This is a genomic window from Gluconacetobacter tumulicola (genome assembly GCF_014174215.1).
In the GTDB taxonomy this organism is placed as follows: Bacteria; Pseudomonadota; Alphaproteobacteria; order Acetobacterales; family Acetobacteraceae; genus Gluconacetobacter; species Gluconacetobacter tumulicola.
In genome coordinates this window covers 36,784-59,500 of sequence record NZ_JABEQL010000012.1, presented here as the reverse complement: position 1 = coordinate 59,500, position 22,717 = coordinate 36,784, and the positions used below count along the sequence as shown (strand labels likewise).

At 66.7% G+C, this 22,717-nt stretch carries 14 protein-coding genes; 6 read left to right on the top strand and 8 right to left on the bottom strand.

Going from position 1 to position 22,717, the window contains the following annotated elements; translation table 11 throughout:
• Nucleotides 1-10: 10 nt before the first annotated feature.
• From HLH29_RS10535 to HLH29_RS10525, 3 genes are all read right to left on the bottom strand, one after another.
• Nucleotides 11-865: an extracellular solute-binding protein gene (locus HLH29_RS10535; protein WP_182966538.1), complete on the bottom strand. Its 855-nt coding sequence runs from the start codon at nucleotides 863-865 to the stop codon at nucleotides 11-13.
• Between the two features lie 51 nt (nucleotides 866-916).
• Entirely contained in the window at nucleotides 917-1,543 is a 627-nt protein-coding gene (locus tag HLH29_RS10530) for a trimeric intracellular cation channel family protein (protein ID WP_182966536.1), read from the bottom strand.
• 86 nt (nucleotides 1,544-1,629) lie between these two features.
• On the bottom strand, nucleotides 1,630-3,606 hold the full coding sequence (locus tag HLH29_RS10525) for a M61 family metallopeptidase (protein WP_182966534.1): 1,977 nt from the start codon (nucleotides 3,604-3,606) through the stop codon (nucleotides 1,630-1,632).
• 844 nt (nucleotides 3,607-4,450) lie between these two features.
• Here HLH29_RS10525 and HLH29_RS10520 point away from each other — a divergent pair.
• The 3 genes from HLH29_RS10520 to HLH29_RS10510 are packed head-to-tail and all read left to right on the top strand — an operon-like array spanning nucleotide 4,451 to nucleotide 10,180.
• Complete coding sequence (locus HLH29_RS10520; protein WP_338030218.1) at nucleotides 4,451-5,590, top strand: efflux RND transporter periplasmic adaptor subunit; 1,140 nt, start codon at nucleotides 4,451-4,453, stop codon at nucleotides 5,588-5,590.
• Nucleotides 5,583-8,675 (top strand): efflux RND transporter permease subunit, encoded by a 3,093-nt coding sequence (locus HLH29_RS10515; protein WP_182966530.1) that lies wholly within the window; start codon nucleotides 5,583-5,585, stop codon nucleotides 8,673-8,675. The genes HLH29_RS10520 and HLH29_RS10515 overlap by 8 nt, the downstream gene beginning before the upstream one ends.
• On the top strand, nucleotides 8,672-10,180 hold the full coding sequence (locus HLH29_RS10510; protein ID WP_182966528.1) for an efflux transporter outer membrane subunit: 1,509 nt from the start codon (nucleotides 8,672-8,674) through the stop codon (nucleotides 10,178-10,180). Before HLH29_RS10515 ends, HLH29_RS10510 begins: the two co-directional genes overlap by 4 nt.
• 15 nt (nucleotides 10,181-10,195) lie before the next feature.
• On the opposite strand, the gene HLH29_RS10505 is transcribed toward HLH29_RS10510, so the two are convergent.
• The 4 genes from HLH29_RS10505 to HLH29_RS10490 all read right to left on the bottom strand — a co-directional run bounded on the left by HLH29_RS10505 (nucleotide 10,196) and on the right by HLH29_RS10490 (nucleotide 15,218).
• Nucleotides 10,196-10,681, bottom strand: a complete 486-nt coding sequence (locus HLH29_RS10505; RefSeq protein ID WP_182966526.1) for a hypothetical protein — start codon at nucleotides 10,679-10,681, stop codon at nucleotides 10,196-10,198.
• Nucleotides 10,678-11,493, bottom strand: a complete 816-nt coding sequence (locus HLH29_RS10500) for a dienelactone hydrolase family protein (protein WP_182966524.1) — start codon at nucleotides 11,491-11,493, stop codon at nucleotides 10,678-10,680. The genes HLH29_RS10505 and HLH29_RS10500 overlap by 4 nt, the downstream gene beginning before the upstream one ends.
• Nucleotides 11,494-11,656: 163 nt before the next feature.
• Nucleotides 11,657-13,594 (bottom strand): acetate--CoA ligase, encoded by a 1,938-nt coding sequence (gene acs / locus HLH29_RS10495; RefSeq protein ID WP_182966522.1) that lies wholly within the window; start codon nucleotides 13,592-13,594, stop codon nucleotides 11,657-11,659.
• Nucleotides 13,595-13,775: 181 nt separating this feature from the next.
• On the bottom strand, nucleotides 13,776-15,218 hold the full coding sequence (locus HLH29_RS10490) for a helix-turn-helix domain-containing protein (RefSeq protein ID WP_182966520.1): 1,443 nt from the start codon (nucleotides 15,216-15,218) through the stop codon (nucleotides 13,776-13,778).
• A 146-nt stretch (nucleotides 15,219-15,364) separates the two neighbouring features.
• Between HLH29_RS10490 and HLH29_RS19875 the strand changes: the two genes are divergently transcribed.
• Complete coding sequence (locus HLH29_RS19875; RefSeq protein WP_275944167.1) at nucleotides 15,365-15,493, top strand: hypothetical protein; 129 nt, start codon at nucleotides 15,365-15,367, stop codon at nucleotides 15,491-15,493.
• 67 nt (nucleotides 15,494-15,560) lie between these two features.
• Nucleotides 15,561-17,771 (top strand): malate synthase G, encoded by a 2,211-nt coding sequence (locus tag HLH29_RS10485; protein ID WP_182966518.1) that lies wholly within the window; start codon nucleotides 15,561-15,563, stop codon nucleotides 17,769-17,771.
• Between the two features lie 281 nt (nucleotides 17,772-18,052).
• Here HLH29_RS10485 and HLH29_RS10480 read toward each other — a convergent pair whose 3' ends face one another.
• Entirely contained in the window at nucleotides 18,053-19,471 is a 1,419-nt protein-coding gene (locus tag HLH29_RS10480) for a L,D-transpeptidase scaffold domain-containing protein (RefSeq protein WP_182966515.1), read from the bottom strand.
• A gap of 734 nt (nucleotides 19,472-20,205) precedes the next feature.
• On the opposite strand from HLH29_RS10480, the gene HLH29_RS10475 reads away from it, so the two are divergent.
• Nucleotides 20,206-22,632, top strand: a complete 2,427-nt coding sequence (locus HLH29_RS10475; RefSeq protein WP_182966513.1) for an ABC transporter permease — start codon at nucleotides 20,206-20,208, stop codon at nucleotides 22,630-22,632.
• Nucleotides 22,633-22,717: the final 85 nt, after the last annotated feature.

Here is a 22,717-nt window from a genome sequence, read left to right as displayed (position 1 = left end):
CGCCGGCCCGTCAGGAATGGATCAGCGGCCGCAGCAGCGCGGGCATCGCCGCGTCATCCCCAGCCAGGACCGGCGCCACCTTCTCCAGCCCATGCTGCCGCATGATCGCGCCCCCCGCCTCCCCCAGCAGGAAAGCGACGAACCGTGCCGCTCCCTCCGGGTTCGGCGCATTCCGCAGGATCGTGACCGAATAACGCGCCGCGAGCGAAAGCGCCGGCGGCAGGGCGATGGTGGGAATATGCAGGTCGGCGGTTTCCATCGCGTAGAAGAAACCGACATCGATCTGCCCGGATTGCAGGCGCCCGACCAGATTTTCTTCCGGCCGCACCTGCCCGGCCGCGCCGACGCCCATGATCCGCTCCGCAAGGCCAGGCTGGTGATAGAATGGTCCGGCCTGCTCGAGCAGGCGCACCGTCAGCGCCCCTTTCGGGTCCAGCACCGGATCGGTCCGGCCGATGCGGATGCCGGGCTGTTGCAGGACCTCGTACCAGGGCCGCGTCCGCAGCGCATCGACGAAGGAACTCCGTGGATTGTAGCCGATCACCAGCGGCGAACGCGCAAACACGATATACCAGCGCACCCAGTTGCCCTGCGCCGCCCCCAGCCGGTCGTTCAGGGCCGGATCGGCGCTGATGAAGACATCGCCACGCCGCAGCCCGCCGCGGATCTGGTTGACCAACGCTCCCGACCCGCCGGCATAGCCACGAAAGATATCGTCGCCGGTCGCATCGAAAGCCGGCCCGATCCCACGCTCCATCAGGTTCAGCAGCGATCCCGCATACAGCACGTCCACCGTCCGGCCGCCCCGTGCCCATACCGGAACGGGCAGCATCGTCGCCCCCAGCAGCATCGTCCGACGTCGCATCCTCTCCCCCGCATTCTTGCAGGATACAGCATAGCACCCGGCATGGATTTGTCAGTGCGCGGCGCCCGGCAGGTTCCAGCCATAACGCAGGGCCGCCAGCCGCAGGCCGAAGCAGACCAGCCCGCCCACGACCGCCCCCCAGGCCACCGGTACCGCCAGCCGCCGGCAGGCGACGACCACCGCCGCGCCGGCCAGCGCCGCGGTGGCATAGATGTCCGAAACCAGGATCAGCGGCACGCGCGCCAGCAGCAGGTCGCGCATCACGCCGCCGCCCACGCCGGTCACCATGCCCATCAGGGCCGCGCCCAGCGGCCCGACCCCGCGCGACAGGGCCTTCTCGGCCCCCGCAACGGCAAACAACGACAGGCCGGCGGCATCCAGCCCTGCCAGCACGGGTCCCCCCGGCGCAAGCCGCAGGGCCGGCGGCAGGACGAACACCACCAGACCGGTCAGGAAGGCCAGCGCCGGATAGCGCCAGTCCCGGATCGCGCTGGGCGGCACGGCACCGATCAGCACGTCGCGGATCATGCCGCCGCCCAGCGCGACCACGCAGGCCAGCACCATGATGCCGAACAGGTCGAGATGCCGCGCAGAGGCGACCATCGCCCCCTCGGCGGCAAACACCACCGTACCCGTCAGGTCGGCAACCAGGACGACCGAAGCCAGCGTCGGGCGCATGTCAGGACCCGATCGCCCCAGACCGGGGCGGGAGACAGGAACGCACGCGCATCAGCACCTCGCCCACCTGCCCCCGCCCATGGCCTTCAGTGACGCGCCGCCAGGATATCGGCCAGCATGTCGGGCTTGCCCTCGATGCGCTCCAGATGCGGGTAGCGCAGCCCGCCATGATAAGGAACCGACACCGTCACGTAACGATCGCCTTCCTGCAACAGCAGCGCGATCGGCGCGGCATGTGTGTCCTTCGCCTCGACGACCGCTTCACGCAGCACATCGGGGTCATACGCCTCGCCATTCACCGCGACCAGCTTGGCATCACGGGTAATCCCGGCCTGCCAGGCGGGGCTGCCCCATTCGACATTGGCCAGCGTGCCGCCCTTGCCGAGCATGATGCCCAGCGAGAAGCTGAAATCCGTCACATGGCGCATGGAGGCAACCGACGTGACATATTCGTTCGGCTTCTCGGTATAGACCAGCCGGTAGCCCCCGCGCGTAAACCCGTCCAGCGGCGCATGCTCCGACGTCTTGTCCAGCCGCTGGTGCAGGAACGTGGCCCAGTCATAAGGCTGGATGTCGTTCAGCGCCTTCACCACGTCGTCGAATTCATACGTGCTGGTCACGAAGCTGCCGTCATTGGTGCCGAAGAAGTGGCGGGCGACATCATCCAGCGAATGCCTGCCGCCCGAAAGCTGGCGGATCAGCGTATCGGCATCCAGCCAGACCAGTTGCCCTTCCGAATAATAATCCTCGCTCCGCTGCCAGCTCCGCCACGACAGCGGCGCGCGCCGTGCGATCACCGGGTCGTTCGTCGTGTCCAGCAGCGGCCGCCAGGTGCGTCCGCGCCTTGTGTCGTACATCGCCGCCACCTCCGCCAGCGCCTCGGTCACCTGCGGCACCGTCATCAGGCCCGAACGCGCCGCCAGCACATAGCCCCAATACTGGGTCTGCCCTTCATAGACCCACAGGCCCGACCCGCGCTGGGGCGTGTTGAAGTTCGGCGCCCACAAATCGGCCGGCCGGCGATATTTGCCGTTCCACGAATGGGTATATTCATGCGCCAGCAGGTCACGCGCCGCGAACGTCTTGTCCCAGTCCGTAAAATAGCCGCGCGGACCGCTGTTTTCGCTGGACTGGTGGTGCTCCAGCCCGATCCGCCCCAACTCCTCGGTCAGCGCCAGCAGGAAATCGTAATGGTCGTAATGGTGCGAGCCGTACAGCAGGTTCGCCTGCGTCACCAGGGCGCGATGCACGCCGATCTGCGCCTCGGTCGCCTCCAGTTCCCCCGGCTTGTCCGCCACCAGGTTCAGCGTCACCGGCACGGCGGCCCCCGGCGCCAGATCGATGCGGCGGAAATACCGCCCGGCGAACAGCGGAGAGTCGACCAGCGTATTGAACGGCACCAACTTGAAGGTCACGACATCGCCCGCCGCGGATTGCGCACGCAGCGCCGTCCCGTACTGCCAGCCACGGGGCAGGCGCAGGCTGGCTTCCACCGGAATCTGGCGCGTGAAATACCCGGCCGGGTACAGCGCCACCTGGTTCCACTGCACGTTCACGATCCCGGGCGTCATCACCACGCGCCCTTCCTCGGGCGAGACGGGCGACAGAAGCTGGAACGACACATCCAGCGCATGCGCCCCCTTGGGCACATGAATATGGAACGCGCTGACCGTCACGCTGTCGCGCACCCAGTCGATTGGCGCACCGCCGGCCTTGACGACCAGGCCGCCGAACTGGTCGAGCGCGCCGGTCGGCGAATGGTCGCCCGGCAGCCACATCGGGTAGAACAGCGGCATGTCCCCGCCGGTCGCCGCCAGCGCGGCCGGCACCGGCACGGTCTCATGCACGGTCATGATATGCCGCGCCAGGTCGGTGGCATCGACCGACAGCCGGATGGTGCCGCCGAACGGCACGTCACGCGGTACCGGAATGGAATCCGGGAGTGCCAGAGGCTGCGGCTGGCTGTCGGCCGCCCGCGCGCGCGGCGAGAGCCCCGTCAGGCTGACGGTGGCCAGGGCCGTGGACAGGGAAAGGGCGAGAATGCGTTTGGAAAGCGGACGCAAATGGACAACCTTTCAGAATTTCGGGAAATCGCAGGCCGCGCCGGGACGCATTGCCCGGCAATCACATTCCGCAATGACATGAAATCCATCCTCCGTCACGCGGGCCTCCCGCGGCCGGCCGCATCGGGCGAAAGCCTCTTTCGGAAGAGCACGGAAAAGGGATGTGAAATTTTCATGACAAATGCAGATTCCGCATTCTCTCACGGAACAATATTAAATAACGATCATCTTGCCGTTATGTTTTTGAAAAAAGTTTGTAATATTTAATCGACCGCCATACTGCCTGTCGTGCCCGTCCCTCCTGGCCGCGCGCCTCGGCCGGATCGGCCTGACCAAAAGCGAAAACCGTGCCTGACTTGATGCAGACAAATGTTTTTATGTCCTTTTTTTCACTTTCCCCCGACCCAGATCCAAACCGGCCAGCAAGCCGTTCCGATGCCCGCCACCGGCCGCGCCTCACACCTGCCCGGACCTCACGCACCGACGACGCGGCCCCCGCCGCGCCCCATGGACAATGATTCGGATCATCGCTAGTGGCTGCCCACGGTGTCGTGGCCCGATGGGCCCGGATCGCGCCATACGCCACGAGGGTGCACGCCCTCCATCCCTGAACGCCCCCCGATCCGGTATCCGGCCAGGATGTCAGGAGACGCAACCGCCGGATCGCCCCCTCCCGAAACGGCCCTCTTTTCCCCGTAATTCCATATTCTTGTACAGAAGCGGTCCCGGTCCGTTCCCCCTTCGAGGGATCAGCTCCCGCCTTCTCTGCCAAGATCTCAGGCTCAGGCCCATGCACCAGACCGCGCCCCTGATAAGAGACTGTCCGCCAAACCGCTCCACCGGGGTGCCGACGCGTGTTTCCGGTATCGTGGCCTCCACACGCCGCCCGGCCGCGCGCCTGGTCGCGGCGGGGGCCGTGTGTACCCTGCTTCTCGGGGCCGTCTCCTCCGCCATGGCTGCCGACGCCGCCATGGTCCGTAACGACCATGGCCAGTTGACTGTCGCGCCGGATTCCCCTCTGGCCGCGCGCCTGTCGGTAACGCCCGTGACGCTCGTATCGCCCAGCCGCACGATTCCCGTCCCGGGCGAGATCAGGGCCGAGCCGTCGCAGTCGCTTTCCGTGATGACGCCGGTCGCCGGCGCCATCGTCAGCCTGCCCGTGTCCGCCGGCGATCACGTGACCCGCGGCCAGGTCCTGGCCGAACTGGCATCGGGCGACATGGCCCTGGCCACGGCCGATGCCGGGAAGGCCCGCGCCGCGCTGGACTATGCCCGCCGCGCCCTGGTCCGCGCGCAGGGCGTCGCCAGTGCCGGCGGGGCCGCTACGCGCGATGTGGAATCCGCCCGCAACGCCTGGCTCCAGGCCCAGGCAGAAGATGATCGTGCCACCGCACGCCTGGCCGCCCTGCACGCCCAGCCCGGAGAAGGCGGCGTGATCAGGCTGACCGCACCGATCGACGGCGTGGTGTCGGCGGTCAATACCGGTGCCGGCGCGTTCGTCACCGACCCGACGGCGCCGCTGATGACGCTCACCGGCACGCAGCAGGTCTGGGCCGTCGCCGCCGTGCCGGAAAACCTGGCGGATGCGATCCATGTGGGGCAGCGGGTCGACATCACCGTCCCCGCCCTGCCGGATCGGACGGCGCATGGCACCATCGCCGCGATCGAGCCCGTACTGCGTGCCGATACCCGCACGCTGCAGGCGCGGGTGGTGCTGGCCAATGATGACGGCATGCTGAAGCCCGGCATGTTCGCAACCGTGACCATCCTGACCCCGCAGCCCCCGCGCATCATGGTCCCGCAATCGGCACTGCTGATGAACAACGATACCGTTACGGTGTTCGTCGAGGTCGCGCCCCATGCCTACAGGCGGCGCGCGATCGAGATCATCTATGACGACGGCGATCTGTGCGGGGTCACCTCCGGCCTGTCGGCCGGCGATCGCGTCGTGACCCAGGGCGCGGTGCTGCTGAACGATGATTAACCGCTTTATCGCCACCTGCCTGCGGCAGCGACGCATCGTCTTTGCCGCCATGATGATCCTGACCGCCCTGGGCGCGATCGCGTGGCACCTGATCCCGGTCGAAGCCTATCCCGACCTGGGCGCGGTCAACGTCCAGGTCACCACCCAGGTCCCGGGCCTGGCGGCCGAGGAAATCGAGCAGGAAGTCACGGTCCCGCTGGAACGGCTGCTGGCCAGCACGCCGGGTCTGGTGGACAGCCGCTCCAGCTCGACCTTCGGCCTGTCGCTGATCACCCTGATCTTCCGTGACGGCACCGATGTCTATGCGGCGCGCCAGCATGTCTCGGAACAGCTGGCGCAGGCGACACTGCCCACTGGCGTCGTCCCCTCGCTGGGGCCGATCACCGGGCCGTCGGGCGAAATCTATCGCTATACGCTGGAATCCGACGGCCGGAACCTGATGGAACTGTCCGATATCCAGAAATGGATCGTCATTCCGGCGCTGATGCAGGTCCCCGGCGTCGCGGCGGTCAACAATTTCGGCGGCTTCACCATCGAGTACCAGATCGTCCTCGATCCGCAGGCCCTGTTCCGCTACGGCGTCGGCGTCAACGACGTGATCGCGGCATTGCAGGCCAACAACGCCAATGCCGGCGGCGGCCGCGTCACGCGGGGCGACCAATCCTACATCGTGCGCGGCGTCGGCATGGTCCACACGCTCGCCGATATGGGCGCCATCGCCGTGACCCAGCGCAACGGCGTGCCGGTCCTGATCCGCGATCTGGGCGACTTGCAGCTCGGACACCAGGTGCGCGAGGGCATCCTGGGCCTGAACGGCAATCCGGACACGATCGAGGGTATCGTCACGATGCTCAGCGGGCAGAACCCGTCGCTGGTGCTGCATGACCTGCACGACACGGTCGCGCGGCTTCAGACCCAGCTTGCCTCGTCCGGCGTCAGGATCGTGCCCATCATCGACCGCGACAGCCTGGTGCGGACCACGACCGACAAGGTCACGCACACGGTGATCGAGGGCGTGGGCCTGGTGTTCCTGATCCTGGTCCTGTTCCTGGGCAGCCCGCGCAGCGCCATCGTCGCCGCCGTCACCATTCCGCTGGCCCTGGCCACGGTCTTCGTGCTCATGCACCTGCTGCACATGCCGGCCAACCTGTTCTCGCTCGGCGCCATCGATTTCGGCGTGATCGTGGACGGTGCCATCGTGGTGACCGAGGCCATCCTGCGCATTCGCGAAGAACATCCCGACCACAAGATGGACGAGGGCGATATCCTCGCCGTGACCCGGCATGTCGGCCGCGCGATCGTCTTCGCGACCCTGATCATCGTCATCGCCTACGGCCCGCTCTTCGCCTTCGAAGGCGCCGAGGGCCGGCTGTTCCGGCCGATGGCCTTTACCGTCAGCTTCGCCCTGCTCGGCGCACTGCTCTGCGCAACGACCCTGACACCCGCGCTGGCCTATCTGGCGATGCGCAAGCCGCACCGCCTGTTTCACAACGTGCCGCTGGAAAAGCTGCACCATGCCTATCGCAGGGGGCTGGGCCATATGGTGGACCGGCCCTGGGCGGCCTACCTGGCCGGGGCTGTCGCCTTCTGCCTTGTGGTGTGGCTGGGTGCGCGCACGGGGCGCGAGTTCCTGCCGGACCTCGATGAAGGCTCGCTGTGGCTGCAGATCCAGCTTCCCTCGGGCCTGTCTCTGGAAAAGGCCAGCGCGATGGCCGACGAGATCCGCGACGCGATCCGCGCCTTCCCCGAGACCAGCTACGTGGCCACGCAGATCGGCCGCAACGATTCGGGCACCGACCCGTGGAGCCCCTCGCATATCGAGGCCCCGGTGGGTCTCACCCCCTATGCGACCTGGCCGCACGGCGAAACCCGCGTAAAATTCATCAGCCGCCTGCATGAGCGGCTGGCGCAGATCCCCGGCATCAGCTTCGGCATCAGCCAGCCGATCGCCGACAACATGAACGATCTGGTCGGCGGCGCGCACAGCCCGCTGGTGCTGCGCGTCTATGGCGACGACCTGAAGGAACTGCGCCGGATCGGCACCCATATCGTGGACATCCTGCATCAGGTGCCCGGCACCGCCGACGCCTCGATCTTCCAGGAGCCCGAAATCCCGCAGTTGGACGTGACGGTCGACCGCGCGGCAGCGGCACGCTATGGCGTCAGCGGCACCGACATCATGAACGTGGTCCAGAACATGGTCGGCGACGCCCCGGTCGGGCAGGTCTATGTGGGCGACCGCATCTACGCCATGACCGCGCATATGCAACGGCGGCTGAACAACAATCTGTCCGGCATCCGCCAGATTCCGCTGACGGGCCTGAACGGCGCACGCATCCCGCTCGGACTGGTCGCCCACGTCTCGCTCCAGACCGGCGAGGCCAATATCGCGCACGAGATGAACCATCGGCAGATCACGATCCGCGTCGATAACGGCCAGCGCCCGCTGTCGCAGTATCTCGCCGACGCCCAGGCCCGCATCGCAGGCCAGGTACATTTCGACGCCGCCCGATACCGGCTGGAATGGGCTGGCACCTTCCAGCAGGAAGAACGCGCCCAGGCCCGGCTGAGCATCGCGCTGGCCATCATGTTCGCGGTGATGCTGATATTGCTGTTCGGCCAGTTCGGATGCCTGCGCCAGGCGGTGCTGGTGCTGGCGGTGGTGCCCATGGCCACGCTGGGCGGCCTGGTGGCCCTGAACCTGCGCGGCGAGACGCTGAACATCGCCACCGCCGTCGGCTTCATCGCCCTGTTCGGCGTCGCGATCCAGAACGGCATCATCATGATCTCGGCCATCAACCGGCTGCGCGACGAAGGCATGCCCCTGCGCGACGCGGTGCTGGAGGGGGCCGGCGAACGGTTCCGCCCCGTGCTGATGACGGCGACCGTCGCCAGCATGGGCATGCTGCCCGCGGCCCTGGCGACGGGCATCGGCACCGATGTCCAGCGCGGACTGGCCACGGTCGTCGTCGGTGGGCTGGGCATCGCCACCCTGCTGACGCTGTTCATCCTGCCCACCTATTATTGCGAGCTGGAAGCCTGGTACGCCCGCCGCGCGCCACGCCGGAAAGGAGACCCGACATGACCGCCGCATCCTGCCGCCCTTGGCGGCACCTGCTGTGCGGTGCAGGCCTGCTCGCCATGCTGGCGGATCTGGGCGGATGCGCGGTCGGGCCGAACTTCCACCACCCGTCGGCCCCGGCCACGGATTTCGCACAGGCCGGGCGCCCCACCCGCACCGACAGCGTGGCGGGCGCCGACGGGCAGGCCCAGACTTTCCATCCTGGCGCCGACATCCCGGCCCAGTGGTGGACATTGTTCCACTCGCCGGCGCTGGACCGGCTGGTCCGGCACGCGCTGGCCAACAATCCGAACCTGGACGCCGCGCGCCACGCGCTGCGCGTGGCGCAGGAAAATCGCGCCGCCCAGGCCGGGGTGCTGTATCCCAGCATCTCGGCCAGCTTCAACCCGGCGCGCTTCAAGACATCGCGCACCTATTCGCCGGTGCCCAGCAGCAATAGCTGGCTCTACACCGTCCACACGGCGCAGCTGAACATCTCCTACCAGGCCGACATCTGGGGCGGTCTGCGGCGCGGGATCGAGGCTTCGGGCGCCCAGCGCGACGCCGAACGCTACCAGCTCGAGGCCGCCTACCTGTCCCTGACGGGCGAGCTGGTCCAGGCGGCCATCGCCTATGCCGCGCTGCGCGCGCAGGTCGACACGGTGCAGGAGCTGATCGCCAGCCAGCATCAGATCCTGGATTCCGCAACCCGCCAGATGGCCCTGGGACAGATGGCCGAGGCCGATCTGGCGTTGCAGCGCGCTCAGCTTGCGCAGGACGAGGCCACGCTGGTTCCGCTGCGCCAGCAATTGTCGCAGCAGCACGACCAGATCGCGGCCCTGGCCGGCGACATGCCCGACGACCCGACGCCGGATTTCACGCTCGACGGCTTCACCCTGCCCCAGGACCTGCCCGTCAGCATCCCCGCCCGGCTGATCGACCAGCGGCCGGACGTCAAGGTCGCCGAGGCCGGCTGGCACGCCGCCTGCGCGCAGGTCGGCATCGCGATCGCCAACCGGCTGCCCAACCTGCAACTCAGCGCCACGCCGGGCCTGGCGGCAGCTTCGATCGGCCAGATGTTCGTCCCCGGCTACGGCCAGTGGATGATCGCGGGCATGGTCTCCCAGCCCCTCTTCCAGGGCGGCCAGCTGATGCATCAGGAACGCGCGGCCCGCGCGCAGTATGAGCAGGCCGCCGCCGAATATCGCGCCGCCGTCGTCGCCGCCGTCCAGGACGTCACGGACAGTCTGAACGCCGTCAGCGCCGATGCCACCGCCCTGGTCGCCGACAGCAATGCCGAACGCGCGGCCACGCGCGGCCTGGACATCGCCCGGGCACGCGTGACCTATGGCGACGCCTCGCGGGTGGAAATGCTGATGGCCACCCAGACCACGCTCCAGGCCCGCCTCACCCTCGCCCAGGCCCGCGCGGCGCGCCTGTCCGACACGGCCGGCCTGTTCCAGTCACTCGGCGGCGGCTGGTGGAACCGTCACGATGCGCCGCCCGCACGCACAGGCTGGCCTCCCTAAGGCACCCGCCAACCCTCAACAGGTCAGAACACCGCCGATTTCCCGGCACACGCCCTGGGTCGCGCCTTCCCCGTCACGCACGATCCATGCCCCCGGCCCGGTCGGCGTGACGGTCACGCCCCGGCGCTGCACCGCGATCCGCCGGTCGATGTCGTTCTGCAACGCCTGCTCGCGTTGCCATTGTTCCGGCGTCGCGGGGGACGACGCACCGCGCTGGCCCCGAGACGCATCCAGCGCCGCACGATCGCGTGCGATCGCCTGCTGCTGACGCGTCCGGGCGGCAAGGTCCTGCTGGCGGATCGCCGTCTCCGCCTCCATCCGCCGCCGCGCCCGATCGGCCGCCGACGCCACGCTGTCCCCCGGCACGATCCCGCCCGGTATGAATCCCCCCGGCGGAATACCGGGACGATATCCCTGCGACCACGCAGCCGACCGCCAGGGCAGCAGCGCCAGCCCCACCATCAGGGCCAGCCCATACCGCCGCGACAGCTTCGCCCTCACGGTCGCGCCTCCGCAAAATGCGTCGCCAGCCAGCCGCGCATCAGCTCATAGGATCGCCGGGCCGCATCTTCATTGTACCGGCACATGCCACTGGAAGCGGTCGCCTCGGCCTCGGTGAAGCAATGCACCGCGTGCCCGATCGCCACGAACTGCCACGCGGTGGGCGTCTGGCTCATTTCCCGCAGAAAGGCCGGCAGATCGGGCATCGTCCACTGATCGTCCGCCCCGTTCATGGCCAGCACCGACGCCCGGATACCCCGCGCCAGAGACGGGTCGTCGGTCGCCAGGTCCCCATGGAACGAGATCACCGCCCGCACATCCGCCCCGCTGCGCGCCAGGTCCAGCACCGCCGTGCCGCCGAAACAGAAGCCGATGGCCGCCAGACGCGAGAGATCGATCGGCGCCGATGCAGCCTGGGCCCGCAATTCCGCCAGCGCCCGCGCCATCCGTCGCCGCAGCAACGCCCGGTCGGCCATCAGCGGCTTCACCGCCGCCTTGGCCTGCGCATCGTCGGTGGGGCGAATGGCGGCGCCATACAGGTCGGTCAGCAGGATGACATAATCATGCCCCGCGATCATCCGCGCCTTGTCGATGGCGATCGCATTCACCCCATGCCAGTTGGGCACCATGACCAGCCCCGGCCGATGGCCCGAAACCGCATCGTCATAGACCAGCACGCTATCGAACCGCACACCGTCCTGTGTCCAGGTAACGGGCCGCGTCACCATCCGCGCCACGGCCGCGCCCGGCCTTCCACAGGAACCGGCCAGGACCAGACAGGCCAGCGCAACAAATCCCCACCAGCACCGCATCGTTTTCCTCCCCATGCCAGGCCGTCACCGATCCGCGCGGCGGAAACCCTCGAATTTCCCAAGGCGCCGGCCATAAGCGGCCTCGAGTCGGGCTTTCATGCGCATGGGGCCGCCGACGGAATCAGGATCGCGGCGGGCAGGATGTCCTGCCCGCCGCACGCACTCATTTCGCCGGCCCGACCACCGCGATCAACCGGTCCACGATCGTCGCGTCGGCCAGCGTCGACAGATCGCCCAGCCCCTCCAGTTCATGGCAGGCGATCTTGCGCAGCAACCGCCGCACGATCTTGCCCGACCGGGTCTTCGGCAGGTCGGGCACCAGATAGACCCGTTCGGGCACCGCATAGCGCCCGATCCCCTTGGTCACGGCCAGCGCCGCTGCCTCGGCCAGATCCGGCACGGACGCATCGCGCGCCACCGCGAACACGACCAGCCCCTGCCCCTTGATATCGTGCGGCACGCCGATCGCCGCACATTCGACGAAGCGATGGTCGGTCGCCACCACATCCTCGACCTCCGCGGTGCCGATCCGATGGCCGGAGACGTTGATCACATCATCGATGCGCCCGGTGATCCAGTAATAGCCATCGGCATCCCGCCGCGCCCCGTCGCCCGAGAAATAATAGCCGGGGCTGAAGCTGAAATAGGTATGGCGGAACCGTTCGTGACCACCCCAGATGGTGCGCGCCTGGCCGGGCCAGGAGCGGGCGATGCACAGGCAGCCCTCCCCTTCGCCTTCGATCAGTTCGCCCTTGTCCGTCAGCAGCACGGCCTCCACACCAGGCAGCGGCAGAGTGGCGGAACCGGGCTTCTGCGGCACCGCGCCGGGCACCGGGGCGATCAGGATGCCACCCGTCTCGGTCTGCCACCAGGTATCGACGACCGGGCAGCGCCCCCGTCCGACAGCCTCGTGGAACCACACCCAGGCATCGGGGCTGATCGGCTCACCCACGCTGCCCAGCAGGCGCAGGCTGTCCAGCGCATGGCGCTTCACCACCGCGTCGTCGTCACGCATCAGCGAGCGGATCGCCGTGGGCGCGGTATAGAAGGTCGTGACCTTGTGGGTGTCGATCACCTCCCACCACCGCCCCGGCGCGGGATAGGACGGCAGGCCCTCGAACAGCAGGATCGTGCCGCCATTGGCCAGCGGCCCGTAGACCACATAAGTGTGCCCGGTGATCCAGCTGATATCGGCCGTGCACCAGAACACATCTCCCGCCCGATGGTCGAAGACCAGCTCGTGGGTGAACGAAGCCCAGACCATGTAACCACCGGTGGAGTGGACCATGCCCTTGGGCTTGCCGGTGCTGCCGGAGGTATAGAGCAGGAACAGCGGGTCCTCGGCCTCCATCTCGGCCGCTGGGCAATCGGGCGCCGCCTGCGCCAGCAGCGGGGCCAGCGCCAGGTCGCGCCCCTCCTGCATCGGCACGTCCAGGCCGGTCACGGCCAGCACCAGCATATGGCGCACGCTGGGCACGCCCCGCGCCAGGGCCTCGTCCATCACCGTCTTCAACGCGATCCGCTTCGGCCCGCGCCGCGCCTCGTCGGCGGTGATCACCGCCACCGCCCCGCTATCGTTCAGCCGGTCGGCCAGCCCCTCGGCCGAAAACCCGCCGAACAGCACCACATGCAGGGCGCCGATCCGCGCGCAGGCCAGCATCGCCACCACGCCCTCGACCACCATGGGCAGATGGATCGCCACCCGGTCGCCCTTGCCGACTCCCAGCCCGCGCAGCACGTTGGCCATCCGGCAGACGCGCTCGTGCAGCGCGCGATAGGTCAGGCGCTCGACCTGCGCCGCCTCCTGCCCCTGCCAGATCAGGGCGATCTGCTCGCCCCGCTCGGCCAGATGGCGGTCCAGGCAGTTGACGCTGGCATTCAGCCGGCCGTCCGCGAACCAGCGGATCGACACATCGCCCGCGAAGGACGAGCCGGATGCGACCGTCGGGCGCTGCGTCCAGTCCAGACGCCCCGCCTCGCCGAGCCAGAATTGTTCCGGATCGCGCGCGGCGGCGTCGGTCATCTGACGCAGGCGGCCACCATCGACGCCGGCCTGCGCGGCGAAGGACGGCGGAATCTGGAAAATTTCTTTGTCTGACACTGTATTTTCAATCCGCCTGTCTGATCGGTTCGAATGCCGATTTCTTGGTTGGGGGAATGTACATTTCCCAATATAGAGAATTCATCTCCGCTGCACGAGCCCCATTTCAGAGCCCGCCCGGAAATGTTGTCCAAGGAGCGGGTACAGCCCCTATCACCGTGAGCGCGTCCGTTCTGTCGGGTCACCCTCCTCCGTTCGGGCGTTCCGGCCCGGTATCGAGCGTAAACGGCAGCGCATCCCGCCGGTTGATGTCCAGCGCCAGGCGATGATGCAGCGGCGGATGCGCGCGCGACCGGCATTCGGTCCAGTCGCACAGATGACAGGAAATGCCGACGGGAATGGCCGGCGCCTGCAGATTCAGCCGGTCGGAATACACGATTTCCGACGCGCGGGTAATATCGCACCCCATGGCGATGGCATGGATCGGCTGCACGTCATTCCAGCCGGTCGAAATGCCCGACACCGTCCGCGCGAAGCACAGGAACGTCCGCCCGTCGGTAAACTGGGCCACCTGCGCCTGCGTCACGCCGGGCGTGGCAAAACAGGTATTGGCATTCCATTGCGGGCAGGAATGTCCCTGCCGGGCCACCGGAAAACCACAGGCGGAAAAGCTCTTGGTGATATTGCCGGCCGGATCGGTGCGCACGAAGAAGAACGGCACCCCCCGCTCGCCCGGCTTCTGCAATGTCGACAGGCGCTGCGCCGCCTGCTGGTACGACACGCCGAACCGCGCCGAAAGCAGGTCCAGATCATAGCGCAGCCCCGCCGCCGCTGCCAGGAAGGACGAATAGGGCATCAACAAAGCGGCGGCGGCATAGTTCACCAGCCCGATCTGGATCACGATGCGCGCATCCTCGGTGCTGGGCGCGATCTCGTGCAGCAGCGCCTCGATCACCTCCCGCCCTTCCAGCAGCATCAGCTGAAAAGCCAGCTGGAATCCCCGGCTTTCCCGGGGCAGCAGGTCGGACAGCAGCAGCAGCCGGCTGTCCGGGTCATAGCGGCGGAACGCTCCGTCCAGCGCCGTGATGCGCACCACGATGCCGTGATGCTGGCGCAACCGGGTCGCGATCATGTGGTTGCTTTCCGACGGCGCCACACCCTCGCCATCCGGCAGGCGGGCCGTCCGCGCCATGTCCGCGCGCACCTGCTCCGCCAGTTCTTCCAGCTGGGGAAAATGGTTCAGCCGCTCGTCATAGACCAGCCGCGCCTCGTCCTGCGGCAGGATGACGCGCGTGCCCGTCGGCAGCATCAGCCTTGTTGCATCGTGATGGGCGGCCCGGAATGCCTGGTGCAGTGTCAGCACCGCGCGTGCTGCCTCGGGCTGCGCCGCCAGCGCCGCGATTTCCTGCGCCGGCACGCCATGCGCGCCCAGCAGCGGATCGGACAGCGCCTGGTGCAGCAGCCCCTCCATCCGCTGCTCGTCCACGCCCGACAGCGCCTCGATCGAGACATCCAGTGCCCGCGTCAGCTTGATCAGCAGCGACGCCGTCACGCTGCGCTGATCGTGCTCGATCAGGTTGAGATAGCTGGGCGAAATGCCCAGCCTTACCGCCAGCGCCTGCTGCGACAGGGACCGTTCGGTCCGAAGCCTGCGGATGATACGACCGATGCGGGTCGGGGACATGCTTATTTACCCGTTTTTACAAATACACAGATCAGTATGTAAATGGTTTTACACCATTCATGTCTTGGCGTCTTCTTTTGTCTGGCGTCGACTTCCCGGGTCTCCTTAACTGACGGCACAGGATGATCGAAGAGGAAGATTCGTCAATGCACGTCGAATCCATCGCCATTGCCAAGGCCGATCGGAACCACGCCGCCGGCCTGGGGCCGATGCATGATGCCCGGACCCCCTTCGGTCCCGCGGCCCGCTCCATGCCCGCCCCCCAATCGGCATGACCGCATTCTGAACAGAGAACAAGCCGGGCCCGACCCGGTCCGTACCATCCTATCAAGGGGAACCGCCATGTCCCGCCGCACGATTGGTCAGATTCAAGTCGATCACGCCCTCGATGAATTCGTCACGAACGAGGTCCTGCCCGGGACCGGCATCGCCCCCGACCGGTTCTGGGCCGGCCTGTCCGACATCGTCGCGCAGTTCACGCCCAAGGTGCTGAACGCACTGGCGCGGCGCCGGCTGCTTCAACAGGCCGTGGACCAGTTGCTGACCGCCCCGGGTTTCGATCCGGCGGATATCGAGGGCCAGATCCGCGTGCTGCGGACAACCGGTTATCTGGAGCCCCAGCCGTCCCATTTCGAGATCACGACCCGCGACGTCGATGCCGAAATCGCGCATGTCGCGGGCCCGCAGCTGGTGGTCCCCGTCACCAATGCCCGCTACGCGCTCAATGCCGCCAACGCACGCTGGGGCAGCCTGTACGATGCGTTCTACGGCACGGATGCCGAGCCGTTCGGCCCGTCCGGCATACCGGCGCGCGGCTATGACGAACAGCGCGGCGCGCAGGTGATCCGACGCGTGCGGCTGGTTCTGGATGAAATCACGCCCCTGTCCCAGGGTAGCCACGCCGATGCCACCCGCTATCACGTCGCGGACGGGCGCCTGTTCGCGACCCTCGACGGCATTGCCCAGCCGGTCGAACTGCGCCGCCCCGCCCAGTTCGCGGGCTTCCAGGGCACGGAAGAGGCGCCGGATGCGATCGTGCTGCGCAATCACGGGCTGCATATCGAACTGCGCTTCGATCCCGCATCACCCATCGGCAGCCGCGATCGCGCCGGCATCGCGGACGTGATCGCGGAATCCGCCCTGACCACCATCATGGATTGCGAGGACAGCGTCTCGGCCGTCGATGTCGCGGACAAGATCCTGGTCTATCGCAACTGGCTGGGCCTGATGAAGGGCACGCTCACAGCCTCCTTCCCCAAGGGCGGGCGGATGGTGGAGCGGCAACTGGCGCCCGACCGCCGCTACACCGCGTCCGACGGCACGTCGCTGGTACTGTCGGGGCGCAGCCTGATGCTGGTGCGCAATGTCGGGCACCACATGTTCACCGATGCGGTGGTGGACAGCACCGGCCATGCCATCCCCGAAGGCGTGCTGGACGCCGCGATCACCGCCGCCATCGCGCTGCACGATCTGCGCGGCAACTCGCCGACCATCAACAGCCGCACCGGCTCGATCTATATCGTCAAGCCGAAGATGCATGGCGGGGAGGAAGTCGCGCTGTCCAACGCCCTGTTCGATCGCGTCGAGCAATTGCTGGACCTGCCGCCCAACACGATCAAGATGGGCATCATGGACGAGGAACGGCGCACCAGCGCCAACCTGGCCTCCTGCATCCATGCCGCGCGCAACCGCGTGGTGTTCATCAATACCGGCTTCCTCGACCGTACGGGCGACGAGATCCATTACAGCATGCAGGCCGGCCCGGTGGTACGTAAGGGCGAAATGCGCGCCGAACCGTGGATGACCGCCTACGAGCAGCGCAACGTCGCCATCGGCCTGGCCTGCGGCCTGAAGGATCGCGCGCAGATCGGCAAGGGCATGTGGGCGATGCCGGACCGCATGGCCGACATGATGGACCAGAAGATCGCCCACCCCCGCGCGGGCGCGAACACGGCGTGGGTGCCCTCGCCCACGGCGGCGACATTGCATGCCCTGCACTATCATTTTGTCGATGTCCGCGCGGTGCAGACGCGGCTGGAGAGCACGGCGCCGGCTTCATTGCAATCGCTGCTGACGCTGCCGCTGGTCCGCCAGATCACCTGGTCGGCGGCCGAACGTCGGGCGGAGCTGGACAATAACCTGCAAGGCATCCTGGGCTATGTGGTGCGGTGGGTGGATATGGGGATCGGCTGCTCCAAGGTGCCGGACATCAACGATGTCGGCCTGATGGAAGACCGCGCGACGCTGCGCATCTCCTCTCAGCATGTCGCCAACTGGCTGCGCCACGGCGTGATCTCGGAAGAGGATGTCCGCACGTCGATGACGCGCATGGCCGCAATCGTCGACGCGCAGAACCAGGGCGAGGAAGGCTACCGCCCGCTGGCCGACAATCCCGACGGCCCGGCCTTCCGCGCGGCGGCCGAGCTGGTCTTCACCGGCGCCACCCAGCCCAACGGCTATACCGAGCCGACCCTGCACCGCTGGCGCCGCGTCGCCAAGGCGCAGGCGGCGGAAAGCCAGGGCGCACCCGCGCTGGAACAGACGGGCGCCTGAACAATCCTTGCCTCTGCCCCGTCCGGATCTCTCATCGGGGCGGGGCAGGCCATTGGATTGGGCCGCGCAAACCATGGCTATCCACACCGACGCACCGAAAGACCGAGGCGTGGATTACCCCTCCTTTGGCATTCCATCGGCCGTTCCGGCCGATGGAAACCAAATGTTGTCACACGATCGGGGATCAGGGCCGCGCGATGGTTAGCCGTCGATCTCAGGGCATCCGGCATGACAGGCAAGCCCGCTCACGGACCTCCAAGCCCCTGAACGTCCGGTCTTTTTCAAAAGGACCTGCCCACCGGCGATCCCGGCCCCTCCAGGGCCGCCAGGAGCCCCGCTGAAGACACCTGGCGATTATCCGCCTGTGCCTCAGGATGTCGCCCGTATGGCTGTCTCTTCAGCTGTTGCCAGATTTCAGCATCGCGATTGTAGAAATCCGGATGGAACTGCAAGACCCCGTCAGCATCCGGAAGCGCGGTCAGATAGACCACGAATACGGGCACGGGCACGGGTAGCGTATTGCGCGTGGTCGTGCCCTTCGCGATCCCCTGATTGATCACGTCGAGCGGCTGCCGCATCAGCAGGGCGGCGAAGTCGCGGGGGTTCTGTACCCTGATGCATCCATGGCTGATGCGACGGTTATCGCGCTTGAAGAGATCCTGATCCGGCGTATCGTGCAGATAGACATCGAACCGATTTGGCATGTCGAACATGATCAGTCCGAGCCCCGCATCGGGTCCCGCTCGCTGCTCTATTTCGCCATTGGCAAGCATGACCATCTTGTTCCGCGCCAGATAATCGGGGTCGCGGCGGATCTTCGGCAGAATCTCCCGCTCCACGATATCGCTCGGAACAACCCATGGCGGATTATACAGGCTTGCATCGATCAGGGCATGAAATTCAGGACTCTGGTTACGCTCCACATCCTGGCCGACAATGACCCGCGTGGAAAACACCGGCCGATCGGCCCGATAAAGGACCAGTCTTTCCTCGGCCACATTGACCAGCACACGATCTGGCGGCAGTGATCGCGGCAGCCAGCGTTGACGTTCGAGATTCACCGCGATCTTGCGCAAACACCCCGCCTCACCGCTGTCGCGGTCCGCAGGGGATCGGCGGCATGTGCGCAACGCCTGACGCAATGCCCGATAGGTCGGTGTCGATGGCGCCAGCGCATCAATGACCGCCGCCGGATCGGGGCTGTCGATCGCGGCATCGAGCCTGGCGGCCACGTCAACCGGTTCGGGCGTCAGCGCCTCATCGTCTTTCCGGCGTTCCACGGGCACGGCCCCTCGGGCCAGGGCGTCGCCATATGACAGGAAAGCATCGGACAGTAGCAATTCGCGATCAAGCGGCGATAAATTTGTCCCCTGCCGCAGCAGACCGGCATGGAACAATTCAGGGTCAAGACCGTTCTCTCCGGCACGCAGCACGGCCTTCAGGAGTGAATTCGCCTCTGCCTGCCGAGCTACCCATACGGGCTCGAAATCATGGCGCGCGTAGAAACGCCGCAGCAACACGACATTCACCGGTTCTCCGGCGACAGTCAGTTGCGGCGCGCTATCGATCAGATTGCCGAGTTCGGTATTGGCATGTTCCGGATTCGTGCCACACGCCGCAAGCGCGCATGTCACGGCGAGGCCGAGCAGGCTGCGTGCGACCGTGCCGCGGGTGGAGATCTGCGACCGAACGAGGGTCATTGACTTCTGCCGACCTGACCTGACCGTACACCATGGTACCTGCACGAAACATGACTCCAAGATCGTCGCGGATCACGCAAATAGTAGTTTGACTTTTTGTCAAGAGGTGTTGCTAATTACCCGTTATCTTCTGAAATTCCAATTGGGAGGTGCCTGATGTTCGCGGTTTCTGAAACATTGTCCCGTCATAAGCGTCTGCGTGCGGTCGCTATGGTTGCCGCAGCGCTGCCTGTGGTGCTTCTGGCGGCGTGTGCTGAAGACAAGCCCCCGCCGCCGCCCGCGCCGGTCGAAGCTCCGCCGCCGCCACCGCCACCTCCCCCGCCGCCGCCACCCGTTCCGCCGGCACGCGGCTAAGCCTGTCATTTTCAACGATCTGGCTTGTCTGGGCTTCCGCCTCTCCACGGAGAGGCGGAAGCTTATCTCCATCCGGCATTCCAACGCAGAAACAAATCCGTAGGAACATTCGGTCAGCCAGCCGATGGAGACTGCGTGGATGGGTCAGGACGCAGGCGGCACAGGATCAGGAGCACATCCGTGCTGGAACGAACGACCGCCTGAAGCCCCTGTCCCATCCGGACGGGCACGAGACAGGAACGTATCGGGGCTGGCCACTGTCCGGATACGGACACCTCACACCGAGCCTTCCTGAAAACCCTTTTTATTTCAGATAAATGCACGATTTTCCGTTTCATGTCAGACTGTCATTCCGGACGATCTGACAATGAAGAGACGGCATGATCCATTCTCTCCTGCGCGGCCTGGCACGGCATCCGCTCTATACGGCGATCAATCTTGCCGGCCTTTCGCTCGGCATCGCGGTCTTCCTGACGATGGCGCTGATCGTGCGCTACGAGACGGGATACGATACCGGCTTGCCCGAGACCGGCGGCCTCTACCGCCTCGACCAGATCTGGACGCTGCCCGGTCGCGCGCCCGACGAAATCCCCGGTGCCAGCTTTGTCGCAGCCCCTTTCCTGCATCAGGATTTTCCGGCCATCGCCGGCGTCCTGCGGCTGGTGATCCAGTCGCAACCGGTGCATGTCGGTGCGCGCGTCGAGCAGGAGGACACGAGTTTCGCCGATCCCACCTTCTTTTCCTTCTTCAGGCTGCGCGCACTCGACGGCGATCCGCGCTCGGCATTGGCCGGCCCCGCCGACATTGCCATTCCCGCCAGTATCGCCCTCAAATATTTCGGCACCATCCATGCGGTCGGCCGCACGATGCGCATCGCCCAGGATGCCAGACCCTTTGTCGTCACGCTCGTCTATGCCGACCCGCCCCCGAACGCGACGTATCATTTCGGAATTGTCGCGCGGATTCCACCCGAGGCCGCGGAATGGGAGGCCGTCACTCATTGGGGCTCGACCTGGGGGCCGCTCTTTATCCGGATACCGGACGCACGGGCCCTGCCGTCGATCCGCGCGGGCCTGCGCCATTATATGGCGCGCCATCCCGGCGCGAACACGCTTCAGACCATTCGCGACGATATGGGTGATGGCGGGCTGATACCGGTCCCCTTCCGCGAGATACATTTCCGCGATGCCGAGATCGGCGCGGGCACGATCAGCCGCACCCTGATCACGATCCTCGGCCTCGTCGGTCTCGCCGCCCTGTTCACGGCCGGCATCAACCATATCAACCTCGCGACCGCCTGCGCGTCCCTGCGCGCGCGCGAGGTCGCGGTCCGCAAGGTCCTGGGGGCGACCCGGGCCTCGCTGATCCGGCGCTTCATGGCGGAGGCGATGGTCCTGACGGCGGTCGCCGCCTTCTGCGGGCTGGCCCTGTGCGAGATGGCGATCCACCTGATCGGCACACTCGGTGGCTGGCAGCTCACGCTCGATCCCGTCTTCTGCGGGATCATGCTGGCCGCCATCGTGCTGGTGGTCGGCATGGGGGCCGGCTTCTATCCGGCCATGGTCCTCTCGGCCTATGCACCAGCCCCGGTCCTCGCGGCCAGCCGCATGCCCGCCGGGGGACGCATGGGCGCCAGACTGCGCGCACTCCTCGTAACCCTGCAATTCGGTTTCGCGATCGGGCTCGCCATCTGCACGCTTGTCATGACCGACCAGGCGCATTTCGTGCACATGATGGCGCGTGGCATCACGACCAGCGGCCTGATCGTCGTCACGTCGGCCGCCGATGACAGCCTGATCGATCGTCAGGGCGCCTTGCGTCATGCCCTCGGCGCAGTCCCCGGTGTCACGGGCGTGGAGCGTTCCGACATCTACCCGCATTTCGTGACCGACGGCGATGCGTTCAGCCTCGACACAACACAGCACAACCACGCATCGCTCAATTGGGGCTTCGCGACACCCGGCTATGCCGATCTCTACGGGCTGAAATTGCTGGCCGGACGATGGTTCGAACTACAACGAGGAGAAGATCTTCGCGGGACGCATCGCCTCTTGCCGTCCATCCGCAGCGTCGTACTCAGCCGTGCGGCGGTAGAGCGGCTGGGGATCGGGAGCCCACAGGCGGCAATCGGCCGTCTGGTACGCGAGGAAGATGCGGCACCGACCCTACGCGTGATCGGCGTGATCGACGATCTCCGGCTCAACGGCCCGCATGAACGTATCCGTCCCCTTCTGTTCTACGGGCTGCGCCCCGACGACCAGGCCAGAACGGCGGTCGCCATGCATGTGCGCTTCTCCGGCGTCTCCGCCCCGGACATGATCGCGCGTCTCCAGGCCGCATGGATCGCAACCGCGCCCGACGTACCATTCGCGGCCGAGACGGTCTCGGACATCCTGGCACAGGACAGCCGGAGCGACCGGGAGCATGGACTCCTCTTCGGTATGGGCGCCGGCATCTCGGTCGGCATCGCCGCCCTCGGCCTCTATGGACTTTCGCTCTTCACGGTCTCGCGCCGGCGGCACGAAATCGGAATCCGCAAGGTGCTCGGCGCGCGCACTGGGAATGTGCTGGCCTTGCTGGTCGAACATTTCCTTCGCCCGGTGCTGCTGGCGAACCTGATTGCCTGGCCGGTCGCCTGGGCATTGATGCGAATCTGGCTGAACGGCTTCGACCAGCGCATCGCCCTGACCCCCTGGCCATTCATCGAGGCGACATTGAGCGCGATCCTGATCGGATACGCGACAGTCATTGCCCAGACCCTCCAGGCGGCCCGCCAGCCTCCAGCCCGGGCATTGCGGGACAGATGATCATGCCCGGCGGCCAACCTCCCCATTTCGTGAAAAACGTCCCTCCTGCAGGATGACGCGGCCCGTCCCATTTGCAACGGCGTCG

Excerpts from the sequence above, each read along its gene's own strand:
- HLH29_RS10535 (WP_182966538.1), bottom strand. The coding sequence starts at position 865 with ATGCGACGTCGGACGATGCTGCTGGGGGCGACGATGCTGCCCGTTCCG.
- HLH29_RS10530 (WP_182966536.1), bottom strand. The coding sequence starts at position 1,543 with ATGCGCCCGACGCTGGCTTCGGTCGTCCTGGTTGCCGACCTGACGGGT.
- HLH29_RS10515 (WP_182966530.1), top strand. The coding sequence starts at position 5,583 with ATGATTAACCGCTTTATCGCCACCTGCCTGCGGCAGCGACGCATCGTC.
- HLH29_RS10510 (WP_182966528.1), top strand. The coding sequence starts at position 8,672 with ATGACCGCCGCATCCTGCCGCCCTTGGCGGCACCTGCTGTGCGGTGCA.
- HLH29_RS10500 (WP_182966524.1), bottom strand. The coding sequence starts at position 11,493 with ATGCGGTGCTGGTGGGGATTTGTTGCGCTGGCCTGTCTGGTCCTGGCC.
- HLH29_RS10490 (WP_182966520.1), bottom strand. The coding sequence starts at position 15,218 with ATGTCCCCGACCCGCATCGGTCGTATCATCCGCAGGCTTCGGACCGAA.
- HLH29_RS19875 (WP_275944167.1), top strand. The coding sequence starts at position 15,365 with ATGCACGTCGAATCCATCGCCATTGCCAAGGCCGATCGGAACCACGCC.
- HLH29_RS10485 (WP_182966518.1), top strand. The coding sequence starts at position 15,561 with ATGTCCCGCCGCACGATTGGTCAGATTCAAGTCGATCACGCCCTCGAT.
- HLH29_RS10480 (WP_182966515.1), bottom strand. The coding sequence starts at position 19,471 with ATGACCCTCGTTCGGTCGCAGATCTCCACCCGCGGCACGGTCGCACGC.
- HLH29_RS10475 (WP_182966513.1), top strand. The coding sequence starts at position 20,206 with ATGATCCATTCTCTCCTGCGCGGCCTGGCACGGCATCCGCTCTATACG.